The sequence below is a fragment of the Paenibacillus sp. FSL F4-0097 genome (assembly GCF_038593125.1).
Taxonomy (GTDB): domain Bacteria; phylum Bacillota; class Bacilli; order Paenibacillales; family Paenibacillaceae; genus Paenibacillus_AQ; species Paenibacillus_AQ odorifer.
In genome coordinates, this window is the sequence record NZ_CP151965.1 from 2,024,613 (window position 1) to 2,049,961 (window position 25,349).

Genomic DNA, 25,349 nt, shown 5'->3' on the forward strand with positions numbered 1-25,349 from the left:
GGAGAGGAGGAAACCTATTTGAGTACCACACAGGAAGTTATTCGGATCATCGAAGCAGGCGCAGCTGCCGCAATGACAGATGAGGAAATCATCAAGCAAGAAATCGATGATTGGATGAGCTCTCAGGAACGTAAGGATATGATTACTGGTGAAAAGTATTACCGTAACAAAGGTGATATTCTGGAGCGCAAGCGTATGACAATTGGTGAGAGCGGTCAATTAATTGAAGCGACTAATCTGGCCAATAATAAAATTGTTCATGGATTCATTCGTAAACTTGTTGACCAGAAAGCAGGCTACCTGCTTAGTAAGGAAATGAGTATTCAAACTGAGAATAAGGTCTATGATGAATTGTTGACTGACATCTTTGATAAGGGCTTTAGGCGACTACTAAAGAGTTTGCTAAAAGAGTCTATTAAGAAGGGCCGCTCATGGTTGCATGTCTACTATGACGAGGAAGGACGATTCCGGTTTAAGAAGCTCCCGTCAGAAGAGATCATTCCTTTATGGAAAGATTCAGCTCATACAGAGCTTCAAGCTATTATACGGGTGTATGAGGTAGATACCTACTCAGGTAAAAAGAAGACTACCATCCAGAAAGTTGAATTTTGGCACTCCAATGGAGTTAACCGCTATGTAGTCGGTACCGGCAGCCTAGCTGTTCCAGCAGTAGGTGGGCTAATACCAGATGTTGAATCAAAAGATGTCAGCAGCCACTTCGCGGTAATAGATGGAGCTGAAACAGAACATCAGCTAAATTGGGAGCGAATCCCGTTTATCTGCTTTAAGTATAACGAAGACGAGCTGCCGCTAATTAGTCTCTTAAAATCATTAGTAGATGATTATGATCGTAATAAATCAGATAACAGTAACAACCTAGAGGACATTCCAAATAGTATTTTCAAGCTTAAGGGCTATGATGGTACTAATCTTGGAGAATTTCGCCGTAATTTAATGGTTTACCGTGCAGTTAAGGTTACAGCTGAAGATGGATCAGATGTTGAAACAATGGATATCAACATCAATACTGAAGCCTATAAACTCCACACAGAAATGACCCGGGCTGATATATATGAGTTTGGTCGCGGTGTAGATACACAAGCGGATTCATTTGCTACTGCTCCAAGCGGTGAAGCTCTGAAATTTCTATATGCTGATTTGGATATGGATGCCAATGATATCGAGAATGAATTCCAGGCAGCGCTTGAACAGTTGCTGTGGTTCGTTAATACTCATCTTGCGAATACCACTAGTATTGATTTTTCTGAGGAAACTGTAAATTTCCTGTTTAATCGGGATATCGTCATTAATGAGTCCCAGGTTATTACTGACGCTAAAAACAGTGTTGGTATAGTCTCCGATGAAACCATACTTGCTAACCATCCATGGGTGACAAATACCAAGGAGGAAATTAAGCGCAAGGCTGATGAAGAAAAGGCAGCGCTGAAAGATATGGAGGATTACGGACTTCAGGGAGATTCTAAAGGCAATGCTAAGCCGGAAGAAGATGATGAGAAATGAGATCAGAAGCTTACTGGTCAAAGCGAATGGAGCAGTTGAATGAATCTCTGCTTAACAAGGGAGTACCATTCACGAAGGCAATGAATAAGGAATACCGCAAGGCTCAGATATCTATCCAGACGGACGTTAACAATTTCTATCAGCGGTTTGCAGATAATAACGGTATCGTTAGCTTATCCGCTGCTAAACAAGTTCTCAAAGCAGGCGAGCTCAAAGAATTCAAATGGACCGTTGAGGATTACATTGCTCGTGGTAAAGAGAACGCCATAGATCAGCGGTGGATGAAGGAACTAGAGAATGCCAGTATTAGAGTACGTGTTACCCGTTTAGAATCCATTCAATTGCAGATGAAACAACATGTCGAAGAATTATCTGTTAAGCGTCTATCAGGCACAACAGAGCTATTAGGTAACGTATACAAGGATGGTTACTATCGAAGTATTTTTGAACTAGAAAAGGGTATTGGCATTGGAGCGTCATTCTCTAAGATAGATAAGCGGCAGCTCGAAGCTATTCTAGCTGCTCCATGGGCGGCAGACGGTAGCAACTTCTCACAACGTATATGGACTGATCGCGTCAGGCTGACCGGAACGCTTCGTAACATCTTTAGTCAGGGGCTTATTAGTGGTGATACCTCTAAGCAAATGATAGAGCAGCTTATGAAACGCTTCGATGTGTCACGGAAGAATGCAGAGCGGTTAATACTGACGGAATCAGCATACTTCGCTGGTCAGTCTCGTATAGCCGGCTACAAAGAACTTGGAGTAGAGCAATACCGCTACACTGCTACACTGGACAGCCGGACATCCATTACTTGCCGAGACCTAGACGGGAAAGTATTTGATATCGAAGATGCTCAGGTTAATGTCAATTATCCACCTATGCATGCTTATTGCCGATCAACCACCATACCGCACTATGAGGACAACATCAAAGAGCGGGTAGCTAGGGATGAAGATGGCAAAACGTATAAGGTTCCAGAGGATATCAACTACAATGACTGGGCTGAAAAGTACGCTCCCGAAGCTACTGAGACAGTTACTGTTGAAACCCCAACTAAGCAAGCGCCGGAGACTCCATTACCTACTATTGAGGTTCCAGGTGGGCCAACAAAGGATATTCCAATTCCTGTGAAAAGCATATATACCTCGGAACCGGAGAAATGGTATGATGAAACCGGAAAGACTGCTCCACCGCTGATTAATCTCAGTAAGATGGATCTGCCAAAGCTGCAGCCGGACATACCGCGTAAATTAGGTAATATCGACTTGTCCAAACCTGATATCGTTCGCAACTATGTAAAGGATGCTGAACAAGCTATTAGGAACGCACCAGAAGAACATGCTATTGCTCTCACTAAAGAAGGTGAGGTTATCCATGTTAAGGGTGATAAGGCATCTGTTGATATTACAAAGATCAAACCACCTGAAGTACTTAAAAAGAGCATCGTAACCCATAATCACCCTACAGTGGATGGGGAACCTGGAGGATCATTCAGCCGGGATGATGTCTTAGCATTCATAAAGAACGGAATTAAGGAGCTGCGAGCAGTTGATTCAGGTAGCACATACATCCTGAAGAAGTCAGCCCCAATAAACCTGAGTACAGATGAGATTAACCGTTTACTCGATAAAGCAGAAGATTCATATCTTGCATTGCTTACTATTGAGCAGGCACTTACAGGTTATGACGAAAAGCATCTAACCATGGAACAGCTAGTAATGCTACTTGAATCACTACAATATACAAAGGAGTGATGATCTTGCGAACTAAGGAAGAAAATAGAGCGGCTATTGCTGAACAGTTTGCCCCGCAACGCGATAAGCTAGGCGAACGATTTGACGCTTTGGTAAACGAGATCAGCGCCGTTAGATATGAGTACCTTCAGAAGCGCGATGAGCTCTCGAAACAGCCAGTAGGTGTTCTGGACGCTAATGCTGCGGTTGAACGGCGGTTAAATCGTGAAGAAGGTATGAAATGGGTACTAATCAAACAGAAATATGGTATATGAAGCACTCTCCAATATGCGAGGGTGCTTTTTATATTGGGCCACGGTTGAGACTGCCGTGGCCTATTTGCTCATGAACCGGAGCATATCGGTTCACTCCCTAAGCTGGAGAGCAGCTATACAAATCTATGGAGGTAGATGATATATGGATTGGTTGAAAGAGTTGTTGAAGAAGTTGGGTGTTGAAGATTCCAAGATTGACGGGGCTATTGTAGATGCTGGCAAAGAGATTCCGAAGCACTTTGTTCCAAAGAGTCAGTATAACGATGTTTCCGCAGCCAAGCAGCAAGCTGAGAAGGATGTCGCTGATCGGGACAAGCAAATCGAGGATCTGAGTACAGCCGCTGGATTGTCAGATGATCTGAAGAGGCAGATTGATCAGCTCAAGACTGATAACAAGACGGCAAAGGAGAAATATGACGCCGATTTGCAACAGATCAAGATGGATAATGCCATCACTGCTGCACTCACTGGTAAGGTGCATAACGAGAAGGTAGTCACCGGCCTAATTGACAAGAACAAGCTGGTAATTGGAGATGACGGCAAGGTGGTGGGGCTGGAAGAGCAGTTAACCACACTCAAGACATCTGATGCCTATCTATTTACGTCAGAAGCTAATCCTCAGCAGCAACAGCAGACGCCTTCATTTAGAGGCACAACGCCGTTTGATGCAACCAGACCTCCAGGCACTTCGCCAGAGGGATACGATGCAGGTAAGTCTATTGCAGATCAAAGAAATCAAGGGAGTGAGAAAAAATGAATTTGAATCCACGTGTTAAGGAATACGGATCACAAAAAGAAATCTTGTATACAGTCAAAGGCTCAATCGAAAAGGTTGGAGGTCTCACGCTGGATGGCACTAAATTTGCTGTCAGTACTCGCATTCCGTCAGGAACAGCAGTGAGTATCCAAGCAAACGGATTGGCTAAGCCTTGGGCTGACACAGATACTGGCGTACCATATCTGACAAATCATGATGTGACTACAGGTGAGGCAACTACAGTAAATGTTATTGTTGGTGCTTGGGCTGAGGCATTGGTCGTAGCAAGCAAACTTGCGGGGGTTACAGCAGCATTTAAAACAGCAGCCGGCGGTCGGTACCGTTACTACTAAAAAATGATAAAGGAAGGGTGAATAAAGAATGGGAATTCTTTCACTAGATCAATTTAAAAAACCGACGTTTTTGGGGTATGTAGAGAACCGCATACTACCCAAGCAGTATTTATTGAAGGCAATCAGTGAATTTGATGTAACCTTTGATTTGACATTCGATTACGACGTGTTCACACAAACATATGTGCCAAGTGCCGCTATCACTGGATGGAACGCAGGAGCACCACTGAGAGATAAGCAAGGTCTAAAGACATTGACACAAGAAATTGCTAAAATTCAACACGGTATTCGAATTGACGAACGTGAGCAGTTGAAATTCATGAACCCGCGCGTTGAAGCAGAACGTGAACGGGCAATCCAAAAGGTCTATGACCAAACGGATCGCCTTATCGAAGGTGTCGAAGATTCTGAGGAGTGGCTGCGGGGGCAAGCCGTTTATGTTGGAACCATTGTCTACCAAAGTAATGACGTAAAAATTAACGTTGACTTTAATCTTCCGGCAATCGTGACTGTAGCGACACCTTGGAGTAATAGAGAGACGTCAACACCGATTGATGATATCCGGGTAGCATTCACAAACTACAAGCGTGCAAATGGCGGTGCGTTGCCAGTATATATGGATATGTCGGGAGATACCCTGCTTGACTTGATGCTGAATAAGCAAGTAAGAAGTGGTTTATACGGAGTTAATAGCGCTATGGTGCCTAACCAGACTGAGATTGAAGCTCTAATCCGTAAGACAGTAAGTTCTCCACAACTGGTGATTCGTGTAAACGATGATGAGATTTCTTTGGAGGGAGCAACACCTGCTAGACTTTTGCCGATCAGAACTGTAGCTTTGTTGGGAGAACAACCTATTATCACAGTACATGGGCCAACAGTGGAGAAGGACTTCAACCCTGGTATCTATGTTATTCCTAAGAGTGATATGGGTCCGCCACCACAAGATGAGATCTACGTTGGTGAATCCGCATTTGTTGGTGTTAAGAAACCATCCCAAATCTACCGTTTATCGGTTTAAAAAGGAGACATGAAAAATATGGATAAATACGAAGTTGTTACCCCCGTCCTTCAAGGCGGGGTTATTTTTACTTCCGGAGAGATCGAACTCGATGATATACAAGCGAAGAGGCTGCTTGAATTGGGTGCTATTGCCGGCGAAATTCCCGAAGAGGTTAAAGAGTTAGAAGACATGAGCGGTCCAGAACTCAAAGCCTACGCTAAGAAACGTGATATCGACCTTGGTGGGGCAACCAAGAAGGAGGACATACTTGCAGAAATCCTGAAAGCAGGTGGGTCTGATGGAGGAACAGCTTAAATATTTGCCTCGTCTTAAAATTCTGCTGTCCATCCCTTTAGAGGATACCTCAAAGGATGGACGGCTTCTCTTTACCTTAGAGACTATCGTCCAAGAGATCAAAACCTATTGCAACATATCATCTATTCCAGAAGCCTTGGATAATGTGGTTCTGCATATAGCTGAGGATTACTACCGGACGAAGTACCCGACAGAGTTTGAGCAGACCGCACCGGCAGTTACTAGTATCAAGCGTGGGGATGTTACAACAGCGTTCGGATCCGCTAAGGCTACGGTTACGGTCGGATCTGGAGCTACTTTCGTGCGGAACTATGCGGCTCAGCTGCAGGCGTTCCGCAGATTGAGGTGGTAACATGGTCACTTTCGGTAATGTCCAAGCAGAGCGAGCAGCTATTGAGAGCACCTATGAAGGCCTATGTACTGTTTCGGAAATGAAGGATGTAAAAGATCCAGTGAGCGGTAAAACACGACAGCAGCCTGTCATTGTGTTTGCTGACGAGCCGTGTGGACTCTCTCAGTCATCCTTACCTGCTACCACACAAACGGTGACGGCGGATCAGGTCAATTATGATGCTAAGCTGTTTATCTCTCCTGATGTAACTATCAAGCCAGGAAGCCGAATCACGGTTCAGCAGAACGGCATGGAGTTCAAAGGAGAGCAGACGGGTAAGGCATTTAGATATGCTACTCATCAGGAGATTAAGCTAAAAGAGGTCCTGAACGCATGAGTATGGGGAAGTTCGATTTCACTGATTTGAAGAAGCTGCATAAAAGTATGGTTCAGATGCAGAAAGAGTTCCCAGCCTTTATGGAGGAATGCATCCGGGAATTGGCTGGACGGCTGTTGGCAAAGGCTATAGCACGTACTCCTGTGCTGACTGGAGACTTGCGGCGGGGATGGCAGATCGGTCAGGTGGTAAAGTTACAAGGCGGTGGGGTGCATGTTGAGATCACAAATAACGTGGAGTATGCGCTATATGTGGAATTCGGGCATGTCACCCGTCTCCGTACTGGTTGGGTTAACGGTAGGTTTATGTTAACGCTATCGGAGCAGGAGTTGGAGAGGGAAATGCCAGCTATCATAGAACGGAAGTTTCAGAAATTCCTTAATAAGCATATGGGGCGGTGAGTATGCAGGATATAAAAAACGCACTCATAAAAAAGATATCGTTATTTACTCCGGAGTATCCGGTTTATGACGAAGCAGTGGAGCAGGGCATGCAGCAGCCGTGCTTTTTTGTGCTGCTGTTAGAAGGTAGCCAAGCTCGGGGTATAAATCGGCGGTATCAGCGTTTCAATCCATTTGACGTTCATTACTTCCCGAATCGAGATTCAAAAGCTCCTCGGGAAGAATGTGAACTTATGGCCGAAAGGCTATATTCAGAACTGGAATATGTAAGTGGACACAGTGGTATGTACCGTGGTACTAAGATGCGGCACGAAATTGTTGATGGGGTACTCCATTTCTTCATCCAATTCAACGTCCATCTGATCCGGGACATGGCCCCTGATCCAAAAATGAAAACAATGAAGCAAGGGGGCGGTATTAAGTGAGTGTGAAAAATGAAAAGTCAGGTGTTGAAGCTCCTGAGGCTTCGTATACAAGGGAGCAGTTCTTGAACTCAGCCAAATACTCATACCAGGATAAAGATGTCCTGTCGGCGCTGCTGGAGCCGGAAAAGTTGTATACGGCGTCTGAGGCACAGCAGGTCATCGAAGATTTTAAGAACAAGGAGGTTGAATAGATTATGGCCGGTGGAACATGGACAACTCAAAATAAAGTAAGACCCGGTGTATATATCAACGTTGAAACAAATGGCGGTGCATTGGGTACAGTCGGCAGTAGGGGAATAACCTCTCTAGCGCTGACGCTTCCATGGGGAGCGGCTAAGGTCATCACACCGATTATAGTTGGTGAGGATACATTCAAAGTGCTTGGCTATGACATTACAGCCCCAGAGCTGTTGTTGGTGCGTGAGGCGCTTAAAAGAGCTCGGACAGTGTTGCTGTACAAACTCAATGACGGAACAAAGTCAACGGTCACAGTTGGGACCTTGGTAGCTACAGCAAGATATGGTGGCATTCGAGGTAATGCGCTGAAGGTTGTCGTACAAACCAACATTGATGATAGTAGCAAGTTTGATGTAAAAACACTGCTGGATAATGCAGTAGTGGACACGCAGGTAGTCGCTAATATTGCGGGGCTTATCCCGAATGACTGGATTATATGGAGTGGGACCGGCACACTAACAGCAAATGCAGGAGCTCCTTTGATTGGCGGAGCAAATGGCACTGTGACTAATGCGGATCATACTGCATATCTATCTGCACTAGAGCTGTACGATTTCCAGACAGTGGCGCTGACATCCACGGATAATGCGCTCAAAGCGGTCTATGCTGCCTTTGTACGGCGCTTAAGAGAGTCAGAGGGTAAAAAGGTACAGGCAGCACTTGAGAACTACCCTGTAGCCGATTTCGAAGGTGTAATCAGCGTCAAAAATGGCGTGGTTCTTTCAGATGGGACCATACTTACAGCAGCGCAGGCCACTGCTTGGGTAGGCGGTGCTTCGGCAGCAGCTGAGATGAACGAGTCTTTGACTTATTCGGCATATGACGATGCTGTAGATGTGGCACTACGCTACACCAATACACAGATTGAAGCAGCTTTGAAAGCTGGAGAATTTGTTTTTACACCATCCAGTAATCGAGCTGTGATAGAACAGGATATTAATACTTTCCTCTCTTACACTCCAAAGAAAGGGAAACAACTTCAAAAAAACCGTGTGCTCCGTGTACTGGATGGTATTGCGAATGATTTGAAGCGCATCTTTGAATCATTTTACATCGGTAAGGTATCAAACAATGTTGATGGCCGAGCTCTGTTTCGCAAAGAGGCTGTGATCTATCTGGATAACCTACAGGGGATTGATGCCATTCAAAATTTTGATGCTCAGACGGATATCACGGTACTTCCTGGTGTTGATTCAGATGCCATCTACGTGGAAGCCAATATTCAACCAGTAGATAGTATCGAAAAAGTATATATGAAAGTGCAGGTGAGATAAATGTCGTTTTTAAAGGCGAATGACACGATTAGCGGACAAGAGGGGCGGGCTTACGCCACAATCAATGGTCAGGTAGATGAAATGTTCTACATCAAGACTCTTGAAGCATCAGTTGAAAAGGAGAAGGCTGAAGTTAAAACATTAGGCCGCCGTGGTACTCAGCATAAAACTACTGGATGGTCGGGTACCGGCAGCATGACGATTTATTATGTAACAAGTCGTTTCCGCCAGTTAATGATCGATTATATCAAAACGGGTAGAGATACCAACTTTGATATTACGGTAACTAATGAAGATCCGGGATCTACCATTGGGTCTCAAACAATTACTCTACTAGGTGTGAACCTTGATAGTGTAGTTATGGTATCACTGGATACAGAATCTGATGCACTAGAAGAGGATATTGATTTTACCTTTGAGGATATTGATATGGGTCAAGCATTTAACCCACCAGCCAATTAAAATAAAATTCAGGAGGAATTAATAATATGAGTGATTTTTCAGCATTCTACGCACAAAACGCAGCGGTGGAGACTACAGAGGATTTCGTGGTCTCTCCTAGATTTAAAGATAAAGATGGAAAGGCGATTCCTTGGAAACTACGTAGTATCACTGAGGCGGAGAATCAAGAGATCCGCAAGGCAGCAACTAAACGTACAAAGGCTAAGTATGGACAATATACTTCTGAGACTGATCCAAATGAGTATGTCGCTAAATTGGTTACAGCAACTGTTGTCTATCCTAACCTGAAAGACGCAGCTTTACAGGAGACATACGGGGTAAAAGGTGCTGAGGCTCTGGTGCGCAAGATGTTGCTACCAGGAGAGTTTACCAAGTTAACTGATCAGGTTCAAACCTTAAATGGCTTTGATCAGGATATTAATGAACTGGTTGAAGATGTAAAAAACTAATCGAGGAGGGCGATAGTGAGGCTAACTTGGCTTACTACGCCCTCCACGAACTTCATATCATGCCACATGAGTTAATGGCAATGAGCAAGCCAGATAGATCTGCAATTTATGCTATGATCTTGGTTCGAATCGATAAAGAGAAAAAGGATGCAGCTAAGTCCAAAGTTCGCAAAAAATGATCACAACCCTTCAACTACTGTGGTAAAGTATAGGTAAAATGTATTAGGGGAAGTGATGAAATGGGCATTTTCAAGAAAAATAATTCTAAAAAGAATCAGTCTATCACAGCAAATTTATATCACGTAGATGGACTGCCTTTACCGGAAAGGAATCTTTGCAAGATTGAATTGGATTCCACTCAATTAAATATTGATGGTGGAGGAACAAATTTTTCAATTGATATTTCCCAAATAAAAGGGGCTCAATTTAAAACAGAGAAAACTCCAGCGCCAAACGGCGGTATTTCGATGTCATCCTATCTATTAATTAGCTATACTAACAAATCAGGACAATTGAATTCCGTTACGTTTAAAATAGATATTGCTACGGGCAAATCAATAGACATAAAAGATGCTCAAAAAATTGCAGATGAGTTGACTTTAAGAACAAAGAACTCCAATGTGATTGAATTATAAATTTGAATCAACGGAAGGCACTCCTGAAAGGGGTGCTTTTTTGTTTTCTCAGAAAGGAGAGTTCATATGAATAGTATTGCCGCCAGTTTAGCTCTGAACGATGCTTTCAGCCAACGGTTAGCGCAGGTAAATACTGTACTGGCATCTACGCTACAACTTATGGCTCGTTTGCAAGCACAAGTACAAAATCCAATTACATTAAGAATTAGTGCTTTTGATGTTATTCATAATTTGGATATCATTAAACAGCAAATAGCTGCTTTAGGAACCGGCAGCCTAATTAGAATCAGCATTAACTCCGGCGAGATTCTTCAGAGACTTACAACTATACGGCAGCAATTAGGCGGAGACGAATCTATTCTCAAAATTCGCTTTAACACAGCGGATATCACTGCGGAGATCTCTGCTATCAGAAGACAAATTGACTCGGAGCTCGGTAATATTCAAGCACGCATTAGGATTGAACTTCCACGGTCGCTTGAAGCGATGTTTGTTAACTTACAAAGGTTAGTCCTACAACTTATAAGTGTTACACGACAACTCCGTACACGTAGTTCTGACGCTGATGAACTACGCCAAGCGCTTGAACGTATAGCTAGATTAGAACGGCAAATAGCTGACTTGCAATCACAGGTTAATGGTAGAGTACGTGAAGCTGGTAAAAGTAGCTCAGCTTGGCTCAGTAATATTAAAGGTTTGGTAGCTGCTTACTTATCACTGGCGAGTGCAAAGGCTCTCTTCGAAAAGACAGTCGGTGGGGCAATGGAGCAACAGAAGATGGAAGATATGTTCAAGGCTCGCACCGGAGATGCTGAGATTGGGAAGGCGATGTTTGATAAATTTAAAGCCGAGGCATTGGCAGCTGGTCAGGATGTTACTAAATCACTACAAAGCACGCTATCCTTTTTCTCAACAACTCAAAATACAGACCAGTTATCTCAGTTGAACAATCTTGCCCAGCGGCTTAATGCCTTTGATAGTGCAGGGAATGGGATAGAGGGTGCTGCTTTTGCGCTTAAGGAGGCTATGAGTGGTGATATCGTTTCTTTAGCTGAACGATTTAACATGAGTAAATCCGATATACGGGCTTTTAAAATTGATGACCTCGGCAAGGCAGGTAATATGGAAGGGTTCATCAAGGCATTTGACCAGCTATTGGAAAAGCAGCAAATGGGTCAAAAAGCATTTGACACCATGATGGCATCCCCTGCCAAACAGGTCGAAGTATTAGGCAATAACTTACGTTCAACATTAGCGGATGCAGGTGGAGCTGCAGTTCAGAGTCTAATGCCACTAATTACCATGATCAATACAGCCTTTCAAAACGGGACATTCCAACCCTTCTTTGACGGCTTGAGTTCAGGACTCGACTGGGTAGTTCAGAATGCGATTAGTGTACTTGATGTAGTTACACAAATTTATAATTTCTTCTCCTCTAATTGGACGACGATAGAGCCAATAATTTTAGGTCTTGCAGGTGCGTTTGGAATTTGGAAAGGTGTAGTAATAGCTTCTAATATTGTCATGGGAATTCAAAATATGCTTATGGCTATCTCTGCAGCCAGATCAGCTTACGCTACAGGAGCTACACTTTCTCAAGCAGCTGCGACAACAACTGCAACTGGAGCCCAGGTTGGGTTGAATGCTGCAATCTTAGCAAATCCTCTCACGTGGGTTATCATCGTTATAATCGCTGTGGTAGCGGCATTGTACTTTCTTGCTAGGTGGTTGATTAAGCTTTGGGAAACTAACGATCAATTTGCGGCAGGTTTAATGAGGGCTTGGAATGCAATTCTTAATTTCTTCGACCAAGTACCTATATTCTTTGCTAGGGTAGGGTATGGAATTGCAGATGCGTTTGATTCTGCAAAGGTCACCTCTTTAAAGATTCTCGATGATCTAGTTAATGGAGCTATCGATAGAATTAACAGCTTGATTGGTATGTTAAAGAAAATTCCTGGCGTTAGTTTAGAGACGATAGATCATGTGGAGTTCGCTGGGAGCGCAGCTGCTGAAGCTGAGGCCGCTAGACAAAGCAGAGAAGCTTCGCTTGCCGCAATGCAAGATAAGGCTAGTAAGAAGGCGGATGAGAGAGAAGCCAAAGTACAGAAGATGCTAGAAGATAGAGCGGATAAACGAGCCAAAGACCAGGCGGCTAAAGACGCAGAGGAAGCTGCCAAGGATAAGAAAAATAAAGACGCTGCAAAAGGATATGATTTTTCTGAATGGGATTCAACGCACACTGGTGCAGGCGGTGGTTCAGCGACTGATAATGACAAAAAAAATAAGCTTAAAAAGGTCGATAAGGTCGGCAAAGTAGAGAAGCCTATTGATATCTCTAAAGAAGACCTGAAGATTATGCGCGATGTCGCGGAGATGAAGAACATTCAAAACTTTGTGACATTGACACCGACTATTCAGGTCAAGACAGGACCAGTAACCAATGAGGCTAATGTCGATTCCATCGTTAGTAAAATCACAAAGAAGCTTAATGAGGACATCGTGAGTACAGCCAAGGGAGTATATAGCTAAGAGGAGGGAATGCCAATGTTAAGACGCCATGCGCATAAAAAGAAGGTCGCCAAAGTAACGACCTTCAATGTTTCGATAAACATTCAGAATGAACGAACGATGAACGAAATTATTAATTCCGTATCTCGCCGATTGGAGGAAGACATTATATCTTCTTCCTCACGAATTTACAGCGAAGTTTCTAAACCCTTTGTCACTCTGACTCCTTCTGTAAATGTGAAAGCCTAGAAAGAGCAATTGTTACAATCCGGGCGGATACTTCGGCTATCTGTCGTGTTAGTTCAGGATTGGAATTATCATCGACATTTAGTTCGAAAAAATTTTCTAAGATGTCCTTTTCAAGTTCCTGCAGATCAATATTAATAATATTCAACTCCTTTCATGAATAGTTGGTATGACTGAACACCTACCAATATTCGACAATAAAGGGGTTATTCCTCTATAAATCGGAGGTGAGTCTATGGCTAATGACTACAGCATCGAACTAAGTTTTAACAACCGTGCAATATGGTTTGAAATCCCCGTCCTTCCGGAAGAAATAGAGATTGGTGGGGAAGGTGACGGAGAGACTTATGATATAACGGATCTTGGTGAAATTAATGTAATCAAGGCCGCTAAGCTGAAAGAGATTAGCTTTAGTAGTTTTTTTCCGGCTATCGCAGTCGGTGGTACTGTACCAAGCTATGTATCATCAAAAAACTGGGGGCAACCCGCGGACTACATCCAATTAATTGAAACCTGGATGAACAAGCGCAAGCCGATCCGGTTTATTTTTACGTCAACGGGTCTCAAAATAAATATTGCTGCCAGTATCGAAGAATTTAATTATAAAGAGGTTGCCGGGAGCCCGGGCGATTTTGAATATGAGATCAGCCTGAAGGAGTATGTCTTTTACGCTGCTAAAAAGGTGACGTTGAAGACAAATACAACACCAACTGGTACAACAACAACCACCACTAAGAAAGAGCCAGCGAAACGCGCAGATGAACGTACTAAGTCCAAAACAGTTACCATCAAATCCGGGGACACCCTGATGAAGATAGCTAAAAGAGAACTCGGTGACGGTAGTCGGTGGAAAGAGATTCAGAAGTTAAACGGCTTAACAGATGCGCAGCTGAAGACACTCAAAATCGGCTCTGTTCTGAAGCTACCGGGGTGATGATACATGGAGTTATTGATCGATAATAAAAATGGCACCGTCTGGGATGTTTCCAGCATCGTTACTGATATATCTTGGAAGACGATCCGTATAGGTAAGGCGGCATCCTTAGAATTCACCCTTGTAGACCATGGCCCATGGCAAGATAAAAAATTCCAACTGAATAATGGTGATGTGGTTAGGTACACAGATGAGGGACATAAGGTTTTCTATGGATATATTTTCAGTATTGAAACTGGTAAGACGGAAGAAATAAGCATCCTTGCTTATGATCAGATCCGGTATCTGATGAATAGCGGAACTTATGTATTTACGAAACAGACAGCAACTCAGGTAGTTCAAAAGATCGCTCAAGACATGCAGCTCAAGACCGGAACGCTGGAAGATACAAAATACATTATTCCTTCCCAGATCCGCGACGATAAAACGTTTATCGATATGATCTGCATGGCGTTAGATGAGACCCTGATTAACTACGGGACCAACTTCGTATTCTTTGACGATTTTGGGAGCTTGACGATACGTAATGCTTCTAATATGCGCTTTCCTTTTGTGGTGGGTGATGATTCACTCATGACGGATTATTCTTACAGCCGCAACATTGACGATGAGACATATAATCAAATTGTATTGTATAGAGACAACAAGGAGACTGGTAAGAGGGAAACTTACGTTACCAAGGATAGCGCCAGCATTGCTAAGTGGGGATTGCTACAACTCTACGAGTCAGTAGATGAGAATCTGAATCAGGCTCAAATTACTGAGCAACTAACTCAGCAACTGTTCATGAAGAATCGAGAGAAGCGGACGCTTAGTATAGAGGCCCTTGGAGATTACCGGATGCGTGCAGGATGCTACGTTAATTTATATATCAATGTAATGAACATAAATAAATTCTTCCTAGTCGATGAATGTACTCATAAGAAAGAAGGCGGAGTGCATACCATGGACTTAGAGCTAAGGTTGGTGTGATCATGATAGATGCGATAAAACGCGCTGCCACTGAAGCGGTGAATGCTGCTGGTCCAGTTCTGGTACAGCTAGGAATTGTAGAAAAAATTAATCCTCTTGTAGTGTTGGTCGATAATCGGCTTTCACTTACGGAGGATTTTTTAATTGTTCCGGAAACCTTATCTGAACAGAAAATAACAATAGGAATCCAAGAATACTTAATTCGTAAGCCGTTAGCTACTGGAGATAAACTTTTACTTATCCGCATGCAGGGCGGTCAACGCTACGTAATCATGGATAGGGTGGTGAGTGTTTGATACCACAGAGCGATAACGTGCTGCTGAATGAGGATATGGAGGATACACCCCAACCAAGTCTTACTTATAAATTAGACCTTGTAAATGGACGTATAGGATCCGTGGTAGTGGATGGATTGGATGCCGTAAAACAGGCAGTTATAAAAATACTCTCGACAATCCGATTTGAAAACCTGATTTACAGTGACAATTACGGTAGTGAGGCAGATGTTGGAGCGGTGCGGTGTCGGGCGGTGTTTGAAACCGAAGTGGAACGCTGGACTAGGGAAGCATTACTTCAGGATGATCGTATCGTTTCCGTAACCAACTTTAGATTTAACTATGATGGCGATGCGGTACTCGTCTTGTTTGACGTAGAGAGTGATTATGGAAACTATACAGACCGATTGGAGGTGAATGGCGGTGTATGAAAATCAAACGTTTGAAACGATCTTAGAACGGATGTTAGACCGGGTACCAGATGGGCTGGACAAGCGAGAAGGTAGCATTATTTATGATGCTATGGCTCCAGCAGCAATGGAATTAGCTCAGATGTATGTCGAGTTGGATATCAACGCAAATTTAATATTTGCTGATACAGCTAGTGGTGATTATCTGGATCGATCGATTGCGTGGTCTGGTGTTACCCGCAAGAAGGCAACAAAAGCCCAATTAAGAGGGCTTTTTTATAATGCTTCTAACACCTTAATGGATATTCCAGTTGGTAGTCGCTTCGCTATTGGTGCAATCAACTATAAAGTAATCTCTCGACTCTCATTAGGGGAGTATCGCCTTGAGGCAGAGGTTGAAGGAGTTACGGGTAATCAGCACTTCGGAGCCTTAATTCCTATCGATTTTATTAATAATCTAGCAAGGGCTGAATTGACGGAGTTACTTATCCCTGGGACTGATAGAGAGACAGATGATGCATTACGGCAGCGGTACCTTGATTCTGCCAGACGTCCAGCAACCAGCGGGAATAAATATCATTATATTGAATGGGCTCTTGAGGTTTCCGGAGTAGGCGGCGCTCGTGTATTCCCATTATGGTCAGGTCCGAAGACTGTAAAAGTTGTGATTGTAAATACAGAAGGTGCCCCAGCCTCTAGCGTTCTTGTGAATCAAGTACAAGACTATATTGATCCAGCTGCTGGGAAAGGTGAAGGACAAGCACCTATTGGGGCAGTAGTCACAGTTACTTCAGCAATCGGTAAGACGATCAATATATCAGCTAAGGTAACTTTAGCGCCTGGTTATAGCTTGCAGGGTGTAAAGAATTCCTTTTTGGAGCGATTGGAGACTTGGCGTAAGTCAGCGTCTTTTGTATCTACTTATGTAAGTCAGGCCGTAATTGGATCAATCCTTTTAGGGACTGACGGTGTTATTGATTATCTTGGGTTGCTACTTAATGGAGCTGCTGGGAACATTGTTCTTGCAGAAGAAGAGGTGCCATTGATCGGTATTGTGGAATTGGGGGTGTAACATGGCCTACCCGAGTAAAGTTGATGTATTTCAGGAGAAGTTGAATAAAAACCCAACGGGAAACAACTATGTCATCGAGGAACGGATAACACTTGTAGCAGGCGTTTATGAAGGGATACTTAATCACGATAATATCAATAACGCTACTGTCCAAGTCTATAGTGGTAGTAAATTGACGGGTGATAAATTGACAAACTGGACGTTAACCATTCCGAGTGATACACCATGGCGCAGGTTAATTAAGATATTTAGTGGAGCTGCTGAAGTTTACGTAACCTATGAAACACCAGGGGACACGGTAGAGGCTGACGATATTAATGTGCTACAAAAGTCTGTAACAGCCACACAAACAGAGGTAGAGCGGTATAAATCGAGTGGACTTATAGATGGTGGTTCATTTACGAGAGGGGTATAAGATGGCACAGACGATACAAATAAAACGTGGTACTAAAGCTCAACTTAGCACGTATGGTGCATTGCTTGTTGGCGAAATGGGCTTTTGTACAGATACGAAAGAAATATATATCGGAGACGGTACAACAAACTCAATGGTTGGGCGAGCTTTGTCAGGTGCAGAGGCTTCTCGTCCGGTGGCCGCATCTGTTGGACGTTTGTTTTACGTAACGAGTGGGGCAAATAGTGGATATCTTTATTTTGATGATGGGGCAGCTTGGAGGCGAGTGAACGCCCAAGCGCTCAGTGATTTAACAGGGTCGCTTGATAATATAGCGGATGGCGCTACTTATGCAAAGATATTAAAGGCTGATGTTAGTGCAGGACATATCAATAAGGTGTCAGATGGCACGAATACTAAAACTGCAGCTGAGATTAAAAGCCATATTGATGATATAGCTAAACACCGAGTCATTAATGATTCAGGTACAGCCATTACCGACATCTGGTCCGCACAAAAAATCAAAAATGAAATCGAATTAGCAAAACATAATATCGAACCACAAGCATCTGTAAAAGACCAACATTTATTAGCCCCACCGGCAAGCCCAGCAGAAGCCGACCGTTATATTATTCCAGCATCAGCGACAGGGGCATGGGCAGGTAAGACAAACCAGATAGCAGAGTATCAGTCTGGAGCCTGGGCTTACTATACCCCTGCTGTAGGATGGACTGCTTATGTGGATGACGAACAAAAAATTTACAGCTGGAATGGAACGGCATGGGTTAGGACTGGTGGAGCCCTACAGACGATCACAGCGGGCAACGGACTAACTGGCGGTGGTCAATCAGATTCCGTTACATTGACGGTTGGAGCCGGGAACGGGGTTGTTGTAGATTCTACAACCGTTGCAGCCAAGGCAGGCAAAGGTATTGTTGTGAATGCGACAGGGATTGAGGCTAATATTGATAGTTCCAGCATCGTCTACGATTCAGCTAATGGCAATAAACTTACGGTGGCTACGATCGATGGCGGTACGTTCTAGGAGGCGAGGCAATGGCTAGAAAAGTAATGATCCAGATCCGACGAGGTTTGGAAAGTGCCATCGGAACACTAGCTATCGGTGAACTTGGCTATTGTACCGATACAAGCAAACTCTACATTGGTACAACAAATGGCAATGTGTTGTTGGTGGCTGCTCAAAGCGCAGGGGATATGCTTAAAAGTATTTATGATACGAACAATGACGGAAAAGTGGATTATGCAGCCAACGCTGATACAGTCCCTTGGTCCGGTGTAGCTGGGAAACCAGCAACGTATCCACCTTCAACACATACGCACTCCGAATATATGAGTAAGGGTCCCGTAACATGGAACCAATTAAAGGGGGTGTGATGTTTGAGCTATGGAGAATCTTTATATAGCACTCTTCTTTTCACGGCTAATGAATTAGAGGATATTGACGATGTAAATACGGTTGATCTTATGAAATACCTACCGACATATTACAAGGGTGTTCAAGAAATAGAAGAACTGCAGCAATCATTAGGCATTGAAATATATGGCTTAACTACGAGGGTTCAAGAGGTGCTAGATCAGGCATATGTTGAAACTGCAACATGGAGCCTTGCGCGTTGGGAGGCTGAACTTGGATTAAGCTCGGATCCATCAAAGTCTTATGTCAATAGACGTGAAATGGTCAAAGCTAAAAGACGAGGAACAGGCACAACGACACCTGAAATGATTCAACGAACAGCATCGGCTTTTGCTGGTGGGGAAGTATCGGTAGAAGAAGTTCCAGGGGAATATCGATTTATCGTCCGATTCATAGGCATTCTAGGCATTCCACCGAATATGGCTGGGCTAATTCAGATACTGGATGAAATCAAGCCAGCACACTTGGCCTATGAGTTTGCTTATACGTACACATATTGGGATTCGCTTAAAGCTATAACTTGGAATAATGCCAACGCTGGAACGTGGAACGACTTAAGAACTTTTGGATAGGAGAGTGACACATGCAAACCACAGGGAATTTGGGCTTAAAGAAGCCCGAGGGGACAGATATCGTTGATATTGCCGATTTGAACGGAAATATGGATATCTTAGATACGACTGTTAATAACAAGGTTGATAAGGTCACAGGTAAACAGTTATCTACCAATGATTACACAGCAGCTGAGAAAACAAAGCTGGCGGGTATCGCAACAGGAGCAACGAACTATACTCACCCGGCAACTCACCCACCATCTATAATCGCGCAAGATGCAAGTAATCGATTTGTAACTGATGCTGAAAAGACAGCATGGAATGGAAAAGCACCGAATACTCTTGTTTCAGCAGCACCGCAAAGTGACGGGTTGATGCGGGCAACTGACAAAATAAAGCTCGACGGAATCGCCACAGGAGCAAATAACTATGTTCATCCAGCAAATCATCCAGCAACTATGATTACTGAGGATGCTACTCATAGATTTGCGACTGACACAGAAAAGTCTAACTGGAACAGTAAACCCAATTTAGCTACTACACCGCAACAAACAACAGCAGACATTACCTACTATGTCCGTACAGATGGTAGTGATAGTAATAATGGTCTTGCCAATACAGCAGCAGGGGCTTTTAAGACGATTACAAAGGCTATTAGTTTTATTCCACAAATTGTAAATCACGCTGTTACTGTTAACGTCGCGGCGGGAACATATTCGGAGATTATAAGTCTTAGCGGTTATTCCGGTGGTGGATCTATAACAATACAGGGTGATACCGTGGCATCTTCATCCCGCACCGTACAAGCAATTGCAATTATTAACAACAGCTTACGCACTGCGCTGAATGGTCTTAATTGTAATGCTTCAAATACAAACGGAGTATCTATATCAAAATCCGTTTATGTTGAAATTTCCTATTGTAATCTGATAGCATCGGCTCCGACCGCATCGGGGGTAGATGCTTCGGCATCAACCGTTAGAGTAAAAGGTTGTGCGATATCCAACAAAGGTCAAGCTATTTTATCTGCTGATGGATCGCGAATTCATAGTGATTCCAACTCTGGCTCTGGAAATACTTATGGGTTGTATGTCTATCAAGGTGCTGGATTAATTACACAAAGCGGTACACAACCCTCGTCAACAAATGGCAATGGCGCTGCAACTGGCTTGGTGCTGTCAAGTGGAGTTCTTAACCCATGGGGAGATAATACAATGAACAGCAGGAGTACAGTTGGCGCGTTTCAAACCACGGGTCAACTACAATCACTTAGTGCTGGTGTAACGACAAAAGTATTATTTCCAGGTTTAAACTATGACCATCTTGGTGAGTTTGTATCAAGTAGATTTACTGCGAAAAAATTAGGAATATACCTTATTACCACTACAATTGCATTTCCCAATCCAGCCACAAACAATCCGGTAAATGTATCCGTTTATCTTAATAATGTAGATACCGGACAACTGTACAATGGAACACAACTAACGGGCGCTACCGGAGTTGTTAACGGTGCTATTCAGTTGAAACTAGCCGCTGGTGACTATGTTGAAATATTTGCAATATCAACTCAAGCCGCTACATTAGTCGCATCTAGTTTATTCGCAATCACACAAATTGCATAAAGGGAGGCAATCCGATGAATATACCAACAGCAATTATGTACCTGTATTCTAACGCTGACCCAATGCGGGATTTTGTAGTGCAGGACAACGGACCAGAGCCAGTGTTGCGCCCGGGAGCCGAAGACAAAGGCCGTGTCCGGTATGAGATCAAGCAGCCGGACGAGGGAGAGGAACCCATAGAGGGCATACATTACCGTTACGGAATCGACTACAACTTACTCACTGAAGGCGAGGATTACGACCTTGTAGAGCGTGGGCAATTTATCGCGGTGTGGAATTTGGACGATCCGCAGCCCACAGAGGCGGAGCTGCAAGCAGCTTGGACAGCCTACCAGGAAGCCGAAGCTAATAAGCCGCCGGAGTTGACGGAGATCGAGCAACTACGCGCTGATAACGCTGCTTTATTACTGGAGCTAGTGCAGACGCAGGCTAGGCAAGATCAAGCGGAACAAGATCAGGCAGCCTTACTCCTGAGCCTTGTGGAAGGAGGTGTGCTATAAATGAACTGGTACGCACTGGTTAAGCGATACTTTGACGCAGGGTTGTATACGGGAGAGCAGGTACAGGTATTTGTCACAGCAAAAAAAATCACTGCCGAACAAGCTACAGAGATTACAACCAACGCCGAATAGCAGGCGTTTTTATTTTGCCCTCGGATCTGATCTGAGGGCTATTTATATTGATCAATAGATAGAGAGGGGAGTTGTTTTATGTCAATTGGGGGAGCCAACCAAGGAGGAGGGGGCGGTGATGTAATGCCGATGCACCGATTGGAAGATGTGGAAAAGGGCTTACTCGGTCTTTCCAGTGAATTTGCACGAATATCCGCAGACCTAGCCAATACTAATGCAAAAATGAACTTACTTGAAGCAGCCGGTCTGAGACACGAAGAGAGCATTTTACAAATGGAGAAATCCACAATAAAAATGGAAGTTAAGTTTGGTGAGATCATGGGGAAATTTGATTCTCTTGAAAATAAGATATTCATGCTATTGCAGCAAGCTAATAAGGATAGTGGATCAGAGCGTAAAATGTGGCTTGATTTTGTTAAGTACATCATTGGTATTACCATTGGCGTGATTGTGGCTAACCAATTTTTAGGGAGGTAAAAATGCTTACACTAGATCAAGTAAAGAGTAAATCATCTACGAGATTGATTGGGTTGCATCCGGTAGTATTGGCTGCTGCAACAGCATTAATTGAACGCTGTTACGCTCGGGGAGTGCCTATCTTGATAACTCAAGGGTTACGTACAATTGCCGAACAAGACGCTTTATATGCACAGGGGCGCACTAAGCCTGGAAACATCGTGACCAACGCCAAGGGTGGGACCAGTTATCATAACTTTGGACTAGCTATCGACTTCGCGTTGTTACTACCAGATGGGAAACAGGTATCATGGGATTTAAAACGTGACGGTGATGATGACAAGGTAGCTGATTGGACTGAGGTAGTTCAGGAGGCTAAAGCTCTTGGTTTTGAATGGGGTGGTGATTTTGTCTCGATTAAGGATGCACCACATTTTCAAATCACTTTTGGAATGACAACCTCACAACTACGTGCGGGTGCTAAGCCGTCAGAGATCGCTATGGCAAAAGCAACGGCTATTATAGATCGACTAAAAGGGGAGGCAGAAGAAGATATGAGTAGAATTGTAGAACTTGAAGAACAAGTGAAGGAACTATCGAAAGTCGTAACAGGTTTGACCAATAGCAAAGATGTTCTTAAAGAACAGTCTCTTAAGCAGGCGGCGGAGATTAAGGAACTGAGCACTATACTGTTGGAATTGACAAATACCAACCCTCCTGTATGGTCCAAGGATGCTTTAGAGGCTTTTGCATGTACGCCGTCCGTCCTCAATGGCAAGCCAGTTATTGATACACCGGGATCAGCAACATATTCGGAAGCGCGGATAATTACAATTCTGTATCGGCTTGGGCTGGCAGCACAACAAAAGGGGGACAAGTAAAGTATGGACAATCAAAACTTAACCGATGTACTGGCGTTCGCTTCGGTGATCGCCGTTTTTGTGTTGGCAGGAGTGCAGTTCGTAAAGACTTCGTTTAACGTGCCTAAAAATATATTGCCCTTGATTGGGTTAGTCATCGGCCTGTTGATCGGCGCAGCTGCTTATCCGTTTACAGAGTTAGGCTTAGTGCTTCGATTATGGGCGGGTGGTCTAGCTGGACTATCGGCAACGGGATTGTTTGAACTAGCGTTTAGTAAGAGAGATGGCACTACAAAAGAATAAAGAAATTTGCCCACTGGCTTCGGCTGGTGGGCTTTTTTTTATTTGATAGCCTCAAACAAGTCGTGAAAAAAATTTTTCATATGAAATTAATACTAATTGATTTAGAATGGCTATAATGATTAGTTTTTTAGTAAAATAATACATTCTTAGGTGGGAGAGACATGGAAGATCATACATATGAGAAAAATGGGAAGGTTATATCTTTCATTAATATGAAGGGTGGAGTAGGAAAAACTACATTGTGCGTTGGAATAGGTGAGTATCTAGCAAATTACCTAAATAAAAAAGTGCTTTTTATAGACGTAGACCCTCAATTTAATACAACTCAGTCATTAATGAACAATTTTGATATGGAAGAAGAGTATATGACCAACTTGAGGTATACAAAAACAATAAGAAAACTTTTCGAAACAACAAGCACTATTTCAGAGGTGCGCAAACTTGTATCACCTAATGATGTAGTTATTAGCTTTGAGCAATCTCCAAACATTGATTTGATATGTGGTAATATTGATTTGATTTTTGATGATAACCGAGCAGATGGAGCTAAGTCCAGACGGATAAAAAAGTTTATTAACGACAATAAACTAAAGAAAAAATATGATTTTATCTTTATTGACTGTCCACCGACAATATCTTTTTATACTGACGCTGCACTTAATGCATCAGACTATTATTTAGTACCTAATAGAATTGATAGGTATTCAATATTAGGAATAAAGTTGCTAAAACAAGTTATAGACAGGCTCTCATTTGATGAAGGGCTTGATATAAAACCCCTTGGGATCGTTTATACAATGGTTGGTAACCTAACACTTAAATTAGAACGAATAAAAGAGATTTTTGAGGAAACTGATATTGTAAAGGAAATAGAATTATTCAATGCATATACCACTCATGTACCAGATTTGATGGTTGGTTTACAAGGGAATGTTTCATCAAAATATAAAAAGTCAAGGGAAGATATTAAAGACGTTACTGAGGAACTGTTATTGCGACTGGAAGGAGGGGATCATCATGACTAAACAATCAAGTGATGATCTGATTTTGAAGAAAGTAACGAAAGCAGATGCCGATTTATTAGATGTTTTTGGCGTAACAGTTGCCCTTCTTTATTCAAAATCGAATTTCAATAAGAATCAAGATATTGAGCGATTTTTGAAGTCAGTATTTGATGTTAACTTTTTACCTTATGTAATGAGATCACGCACATTGATAGTTGCTAGGATAACCAGAGATTTGAACCAAATGGATGAGGAGCGGTTAGAGATAATTAGGAAAAATATCATAAAATTTATTAATGAAAATAAGAATAGTGACGATGATGAAAGTAATGAAAATCACTATAATAAGAAAACTAAGAAAAAAGATGCAAATGAAAAAATGAAAACCTGGTTGGAGAAATTGTGATGGAAATACTGGTAAGACGATATGATAGTTGTGTAGAACTTAAAGAAGAAGTAGCGACATTCATAGAGATATTAACATCACAAAAACCTTTGCCTAATATTAATGAATTAAACGCAATAACTAAATATATAATTTTTATAAAAAGAATTGTTGAATTTGGAGTTGAAAGCCATTATAAAAGATGCGCTCTTTTTGATGCATTATCTTGCTTGAATTCATTGACTGGTAGATCTATCCGACAGTTTCATTATATATATAGATCATTTATAGAAAATTATTTACGTTCAATGTTACTGTTAGAAGACGATGACGAAACTGGTGTTAATCAATTATTTAGAAACTTTGAAGAAAAACTAGTTAATTCTGTTAGAGGTACAGAGTTGTATTACCACATAAAAGATGAGTATAGTAAATCTTGTCTATATGTCCACAGTAATCAAAAAGCAAACATTGAGACATCCCTACAGTATCTTGAGATAATAAAAAATGATGACTTCAACACTAGGACATTAAGAGGGACAATCAACAAAATACTGCTCATGTTAAAAACAATGTGTGAACTCTTAATAATTTGCCACCCTGAAAATGTAGAGAATGCATTTTATAGGAGTAAACAAAAATTAAGGTTCTTACTAGGTGAATCGCTTTACAACAAATTCACCTTATCTATTGGATTATAGATAAGGTTAGTT

The 25,349-nt window shown here is 42.6% G+C and carries 36 protein-coding genes; all 36 read left to right on the top strand.

The window, feature by feature from the left end:
• The first annotated feature begins 18 nt into the window (after positions 1-18).
• The 36 genes from MHH86_RS08855 (at position 19) to MHH86_RS09030 (ending at position 25,337) form a co-directional block, all read left to right on the top strand.
• Positions 19-1,521 carry a phage portal protein gene (locus MHH86_RS08855; protein ID WP_341170683.1) on the top strand — a complete coding sequence of 501 codons (1,503 nt, stop codon included), beginning with the start codon at positions 19-21 and terminating at the stop codon, positions 1,519-1,521.
• Positions 1,518-3,278 carry a minor capsid protein gene (locus tag MHH86_RS08860; protein ID WP_341170684.1) on the top strand — a complete coding sequence of 587 codons (1,761 nt, stop codon included), beginning with the start codon at positions 1,518-1,520 and terminating at the stop codon, positions 3,276-3,278. The genes MHH86_RS08855 and MHH86_RS08860 overlap by 4 nt, the downstream gene beginning before the upstream one ends.
• Positions 3,275-3,532 (top strand): hypothetical protein, encoded by a 258-nt coding sequence (locus MHH86_RS08865; protein WP_342479688.1) that lies wholly within the window; start codon positions 3,275-3,277, stop codon positions 3,530-3,532. The genes MHH86_RS08860 and MHH86_RS08865 overlap by 4 nt, the downstream gene beginning before the upstream one ends.
• 142 nt (positions 3,533-3,674) lie before the next feature.
• The gene (locus tag MHH86_RS08870) at positions 3,675-4,289 is read left to right on the top strand and encodes a phage scaffolding protein (protein ID WP_341170686.1); all 615 of its coding nucleotides are present in this window, start codon (positions 3,675-3,677) and stop codon (positions 4,287-4,289) included.
• Complete coding sequence (locus MHH86_RS08875; protein ID WP_341170687.1) at positions 4,286-4,642, top strand: hypothetical protein; 357 nt, start codon at positions 4,286-4,288, stop codon at positions 4,640-4,642. Before MHH86_RS08870 ends, MHH86_RS08875 begins: the two co-directional genes overlap by 4 nt.
• A gap of 28 nt (positions 4,643-4,670) precedes the next feature.
• Complete coding sequence (locus MHH86_RS08880; RefSeq protein WP_341170688.1) at positions 4,671-5,663, top strand: major capsid protein; 993 nt, start codon at positions 4,671-4,673, stop codon at positions 5,661-5,663.
• Between the two features lie 18 nt (positions 5,664-5,681).
• Complete coding sequence (locus MHH86_RS08885; protein ID WP_341170689.1) at positions 5,682-5,960, top strand: Rho termination factor N-terminal domain-containing protein; 279 nt, start codon at positions 5,682-5,684, stop codon at positions 5,958-5,960.
• On the top strand, positions 5,944-6,312 hold the full coding sequence (locus MHH86_RS08890; protein WP_341170690.1) for a phage head-tail connector protein: 369 nt from the start codon (positions 5,944-5,946) through the stop codon (positions 6,310-6,312). Before MHH86_RS08885 ends, MHH86_RS08890 begins: the two co-directional genes overlap by 17 nt.
• Position 6,313: 1 nt before the next feature.
• Positions 6,314-6,688: an ABC transporter ATP-binding protein gene (locus MHH86_RS08895; RefSeq protein ID WP_341170691.1), complete on the top strand. Its 375-nt coding sequence runs from the start codon at positions 6,314-6,316 to the stop codon at positions 6,686-6,688.
• Positions 6,685-7,089 (top strand): HK97 gp10 family phage protein, encoded by a 405-nt coding sequence (locus MHH86_RS08900; RefSeq protein WP_341170692.1) that lies wholly within the window; start codon positions 6,685-6,687, stop codon positions 7,087-7,089. Before MHH86_RS08895 ends, MHH86_RS08900 begins: the two co-directional genes overlap by 4 nt.
• Positions 7,090-7,091: 2 nt before the next feature.
• A complete protein-coding gene (locus MHH86_RS08905) occupies positions 7,092-7,514 on the top strand; it encodes a DUF6838 family protein (RefSeq protein WP_341170693.1) in 423 nt (140 codons plus the stop codon).
• A complete protein-coding gene (locus MHH86_RS08910; RefSeq protein ID WP_341170694.1) occupies positions 7,511-7,705 on the top strand; it encodes a hypothetical protein in 195 nt (64 codons plus the stop codon). Before MHH86_RS08905 ends, MHH86_RS08910 begins: the two co-directional genes overlap by 4 nt.
• A gap of 3 nt (positions 7,706-7,708) precedes the next feature.
• Complete coding sequence (locus MHH86_RS08915; protein WP_341170695.1) at positions 7,709-9,025, top strand: phage tail sheath family protein; 1,317 nt, start codon at positions 7,709-7,711, stop codon at positions 9,023-9,025.
• Complete coding sequence (locus tag MHH86_RS08920) at positions 9,026-9,487, top strand: phage tail tube protein (RefSeq protein ID WP_341170696.1); 462 nt, start codon at positions 9,026-9,028, stop codon at positions 9,485-9,487.
• 26 nt (positions 9,488-9,513) lie between these two features.
• Complete coding sequence (locus MHH86_RS08925) at positions 9,514-9,936, top strand: phage portal protein (protein WP_076104536.1); 423 nt, start codon at positions 9,514-9,516, stop codon at positions 9,934-9,936.
• 239 nt (positions 9,937-10,175) lie between these two features.
• Positions 10,176-10,571, top strand: a complete 396-nt coding sequence (locus tag MHH86_RS08930) for a hypothetical protein (protein ID WP_341170697.1) — start codon at positions 10,176-10,178, stop codon at positions 10,569-10,571.
• Between the two features lie 66 nt (positions 10,572-10,637).
• A complete protein-coding gene (locus tag MHH86_RS08935; protein ID WP_341170698.1) occupies positions 10,638-13,103 on the top strand; it encodes a hypothetical protein in 2,466 nt (821 codons plus the stop codon).
• A gap of 15 nt (positions 13,104-13,118) precedes the next feature.
• A complete protein-coding gene (locus MHH86_RS08940; protein ID WP_341170699.1) occupies positions 13,119-13,331 on the top strand; it encodes a hypothetical protein in 213 nt (70 codons plus the stop codon).
• A 232-nt stretch (positions 13,332-13,563) separates the two neighbouring features.
• Positions 13,564-14,262: a LysM peptidoglycan-binding domain-containing protein gene (locus tag MHH86_RS08945; protein WP_341170700.1), complete on the top strand. Its 699-nt coding sequence runs from the start codon at positions 13,564-13,566 to the stop codon at positions 14,260-14,262.
• A 6-nt stretch (positions 14,263-14,268) separates the two neighbouring features.
• Positions 14,269-15,234: a hypothetical protein gene (locus tag MHH86_RS08950; protein WP_076144328.1), complete on the top strand. Its 966-nt coding sequence runs from the start codon at positions 14,269-14,271 to the stop codon at positions 15,232-15,234.
• A 2-nt stretch (positions 15,235-15,236) separates the two neighbouring features.
• Positions 15,237-15,530, top strand: coding sequence for a DUF2577 domain-containing protein (locus MHH86_RS08955; RefSeq protein ID WP_076303929.1), 294 nt, complete (start codon positions 15,237-15,239; stop codon positions 15,528-15,530).
• Positions 15,527-15,940, top strand: coding sequence for a DUF2634 domain-containing protein (locus MHH86_RS08960; RefSeq protein WP_341170701.1), 414 nt, complete (start codon positions 15,527-15,529; stop codon positions 15,938-15,940). Before MHH86_RS08955 ends, MHH86_RS08960 begins: the two co-directional genes overlap by 4 nt.
• Positions 15,927-16,991 (top strand): baseplate J/gp47 family protein, encoded by a 1,065-nt coding sequence (locus tag MHH86_RS08965; protein ID WP_306083162.1) that lies wholly within the window; start codon positions 15,927-15,929, stop codon positions 16,989-16,991. Before MHH86_RS08960 ends, MHH86_RS08965 begins: the two co-directional genes overlap by 14 nt.
• A gap of 1 nt (position 16,992) precedes the next feature.
• Positions 16,993-17,406 carry a phosphoglucomutase gene (locus tag MHH86_RS08970; protein ID WP_341170702.1) on the top strand — a complete coding sequence of 138 codons (414 nt, stop codon included), beginning with the start codon at positions 16,993-16,995 and terminating at the stop codon, positions 17,404-17,406.
• Position 17,407: 1 nt separating this feature from the next.
• The gene (locus MHH86_RS08975; RefSeq protein WP_339189822.1) at positions 17,408-18,430 is read left to right on the top strand and encodes a DUF2793 domain-containing protein; all 1,023 of its coding nucleotides are present in this window, start codon (positions 17,408-17,410) and stop codon (positions 18,428-18,430) included.
• Between the two features lie 11 nt (positions 18,431-18,441).
• Positions 18,442-18,780 (top strand): phage tail protein, encoded by a 339-nt coding sequence (locus tag MHH86_RS08980; protein WP_076303933.1) that lies wholly within the window; start codon positions 18,442-18,444, stop codon positions 18,778-18,780.
• 3 nt (positions 18,781-18,783) lie between these two features.
• A complete protein-coding gene (locus MHH86_RS08985) occupies positions 18,784-19,392 on the top strand; it encodes a putative phage tail protein (RefSeq protein ID WP_076144338.1) in 609 nt (202 codons plus the stop codon).
• Between the two features lie 11 nt (positions 19,393-19,403).
• Positions 19,404-20,996, top strand: coding sequence for a hypothetical protein (locus MHH86_RS08990; RefSeq protein ID WP_341170703.1), 1,593 nt, complete (start codon positions 19,404-19,406; stop codon positions 20,994-20,996).
• A gap of 14 nt (positions 20,997-21,010) precedes the next feature.
• Positions 21,011-21,496 carry an XkdW family protein gene (locus MHH86_RS08995; RefSeq protein WP_341170704.1) on the top strand — a complete coding sequence of 162 codons (486 nt, stop codon included), beginning with the start codon at positions 21,011-21,013 and terminating at the stop codon, positions 21,494-21,496.
• On the top strand, positions 21,497-21,628 hold the full coding sequence (locus tag MHH86_RS09000; protein ID WP_076138696.1) for an XkdX family protein: 132 nt from the start codon (positions 21,497-21,499) through the stop codon (positions 21,626-21,628).
• A gap of 78 nt (positions 21,629-21,706) precedes the next feature.
• Positions 21,707-22,105, top strand: a complete 399-nt coding sequence (locus tag MHH86_RS09005) for a hypothetical protein (protein WP_076297422.1) — start codon at positions 21,707-21,709, stop codon at positions 22,103-22,105.
• A gap of 2 nt (positions 22,106-22,107) precedes the next feature.
• Positions 22,108-22,965 carry a M15 family metallopeptidase gene (locus tag MHH86_RS09010; RefSeq protein ID WP_341170705.1) on the top strand — a complete coding sequence of 286 codons (858 nt, stop codon included), beginning with the start codon at positions 22,108-22,110 and terminating at the stop codon, positions 22,963-22,965.
• 3 nt (positions 22,966-22,968) lie between these two features.
• The gene (locus MHH86_RS09015; protein WP_340890674.1) at positions 22,969-23,247 is read left to right on the top strand and encodes a holin; all 279 of its coding nucleotides are present in this window, start codon (positions 22,969-22,971) and stop codon (positions 23,245-23,247) included.
• A 161-nt stretch (positions 23,248-23,408) separates the two neighbouring features.
• Entirely contained in the window at positions 23,409-24,272 is an 864-nt protein-coding gene (locus MHH86_RS09020; RefSeq protein ID WP_341170706.1) for an AAA family ATPase, read from the top strand.
• On the top strand, positions 24,265-24,657 hold the full coding sequence (locus MHH86_RS09025; protein WP_341170707.1) for a hypothetical protein: 393 nt from the start codon (positions 24,265-24,267) through the stop codon (positions 24,655-24,657). Before MHH86_RS09020 ends, MHH86_RS09025 begins: the two co-directional genes overlap by 8 nt.
• A complete protein-coding gene (locus MHH86_RS09030) occupies positions 24,657-25,337 on the top strand; it encodes a hypothetical protein (RefSeq protein ID WP_341170708.1) in 681 nt (226 codons plus the stop codon). The genes MHH86_RS09025 and MHH86_RS09030 overlap by 1 nt, the downstream gene beginning before the upstream one ends.
• The last annotated feature ends 12 nt before the right edge of the window (positions 25,338-25,349 follow it).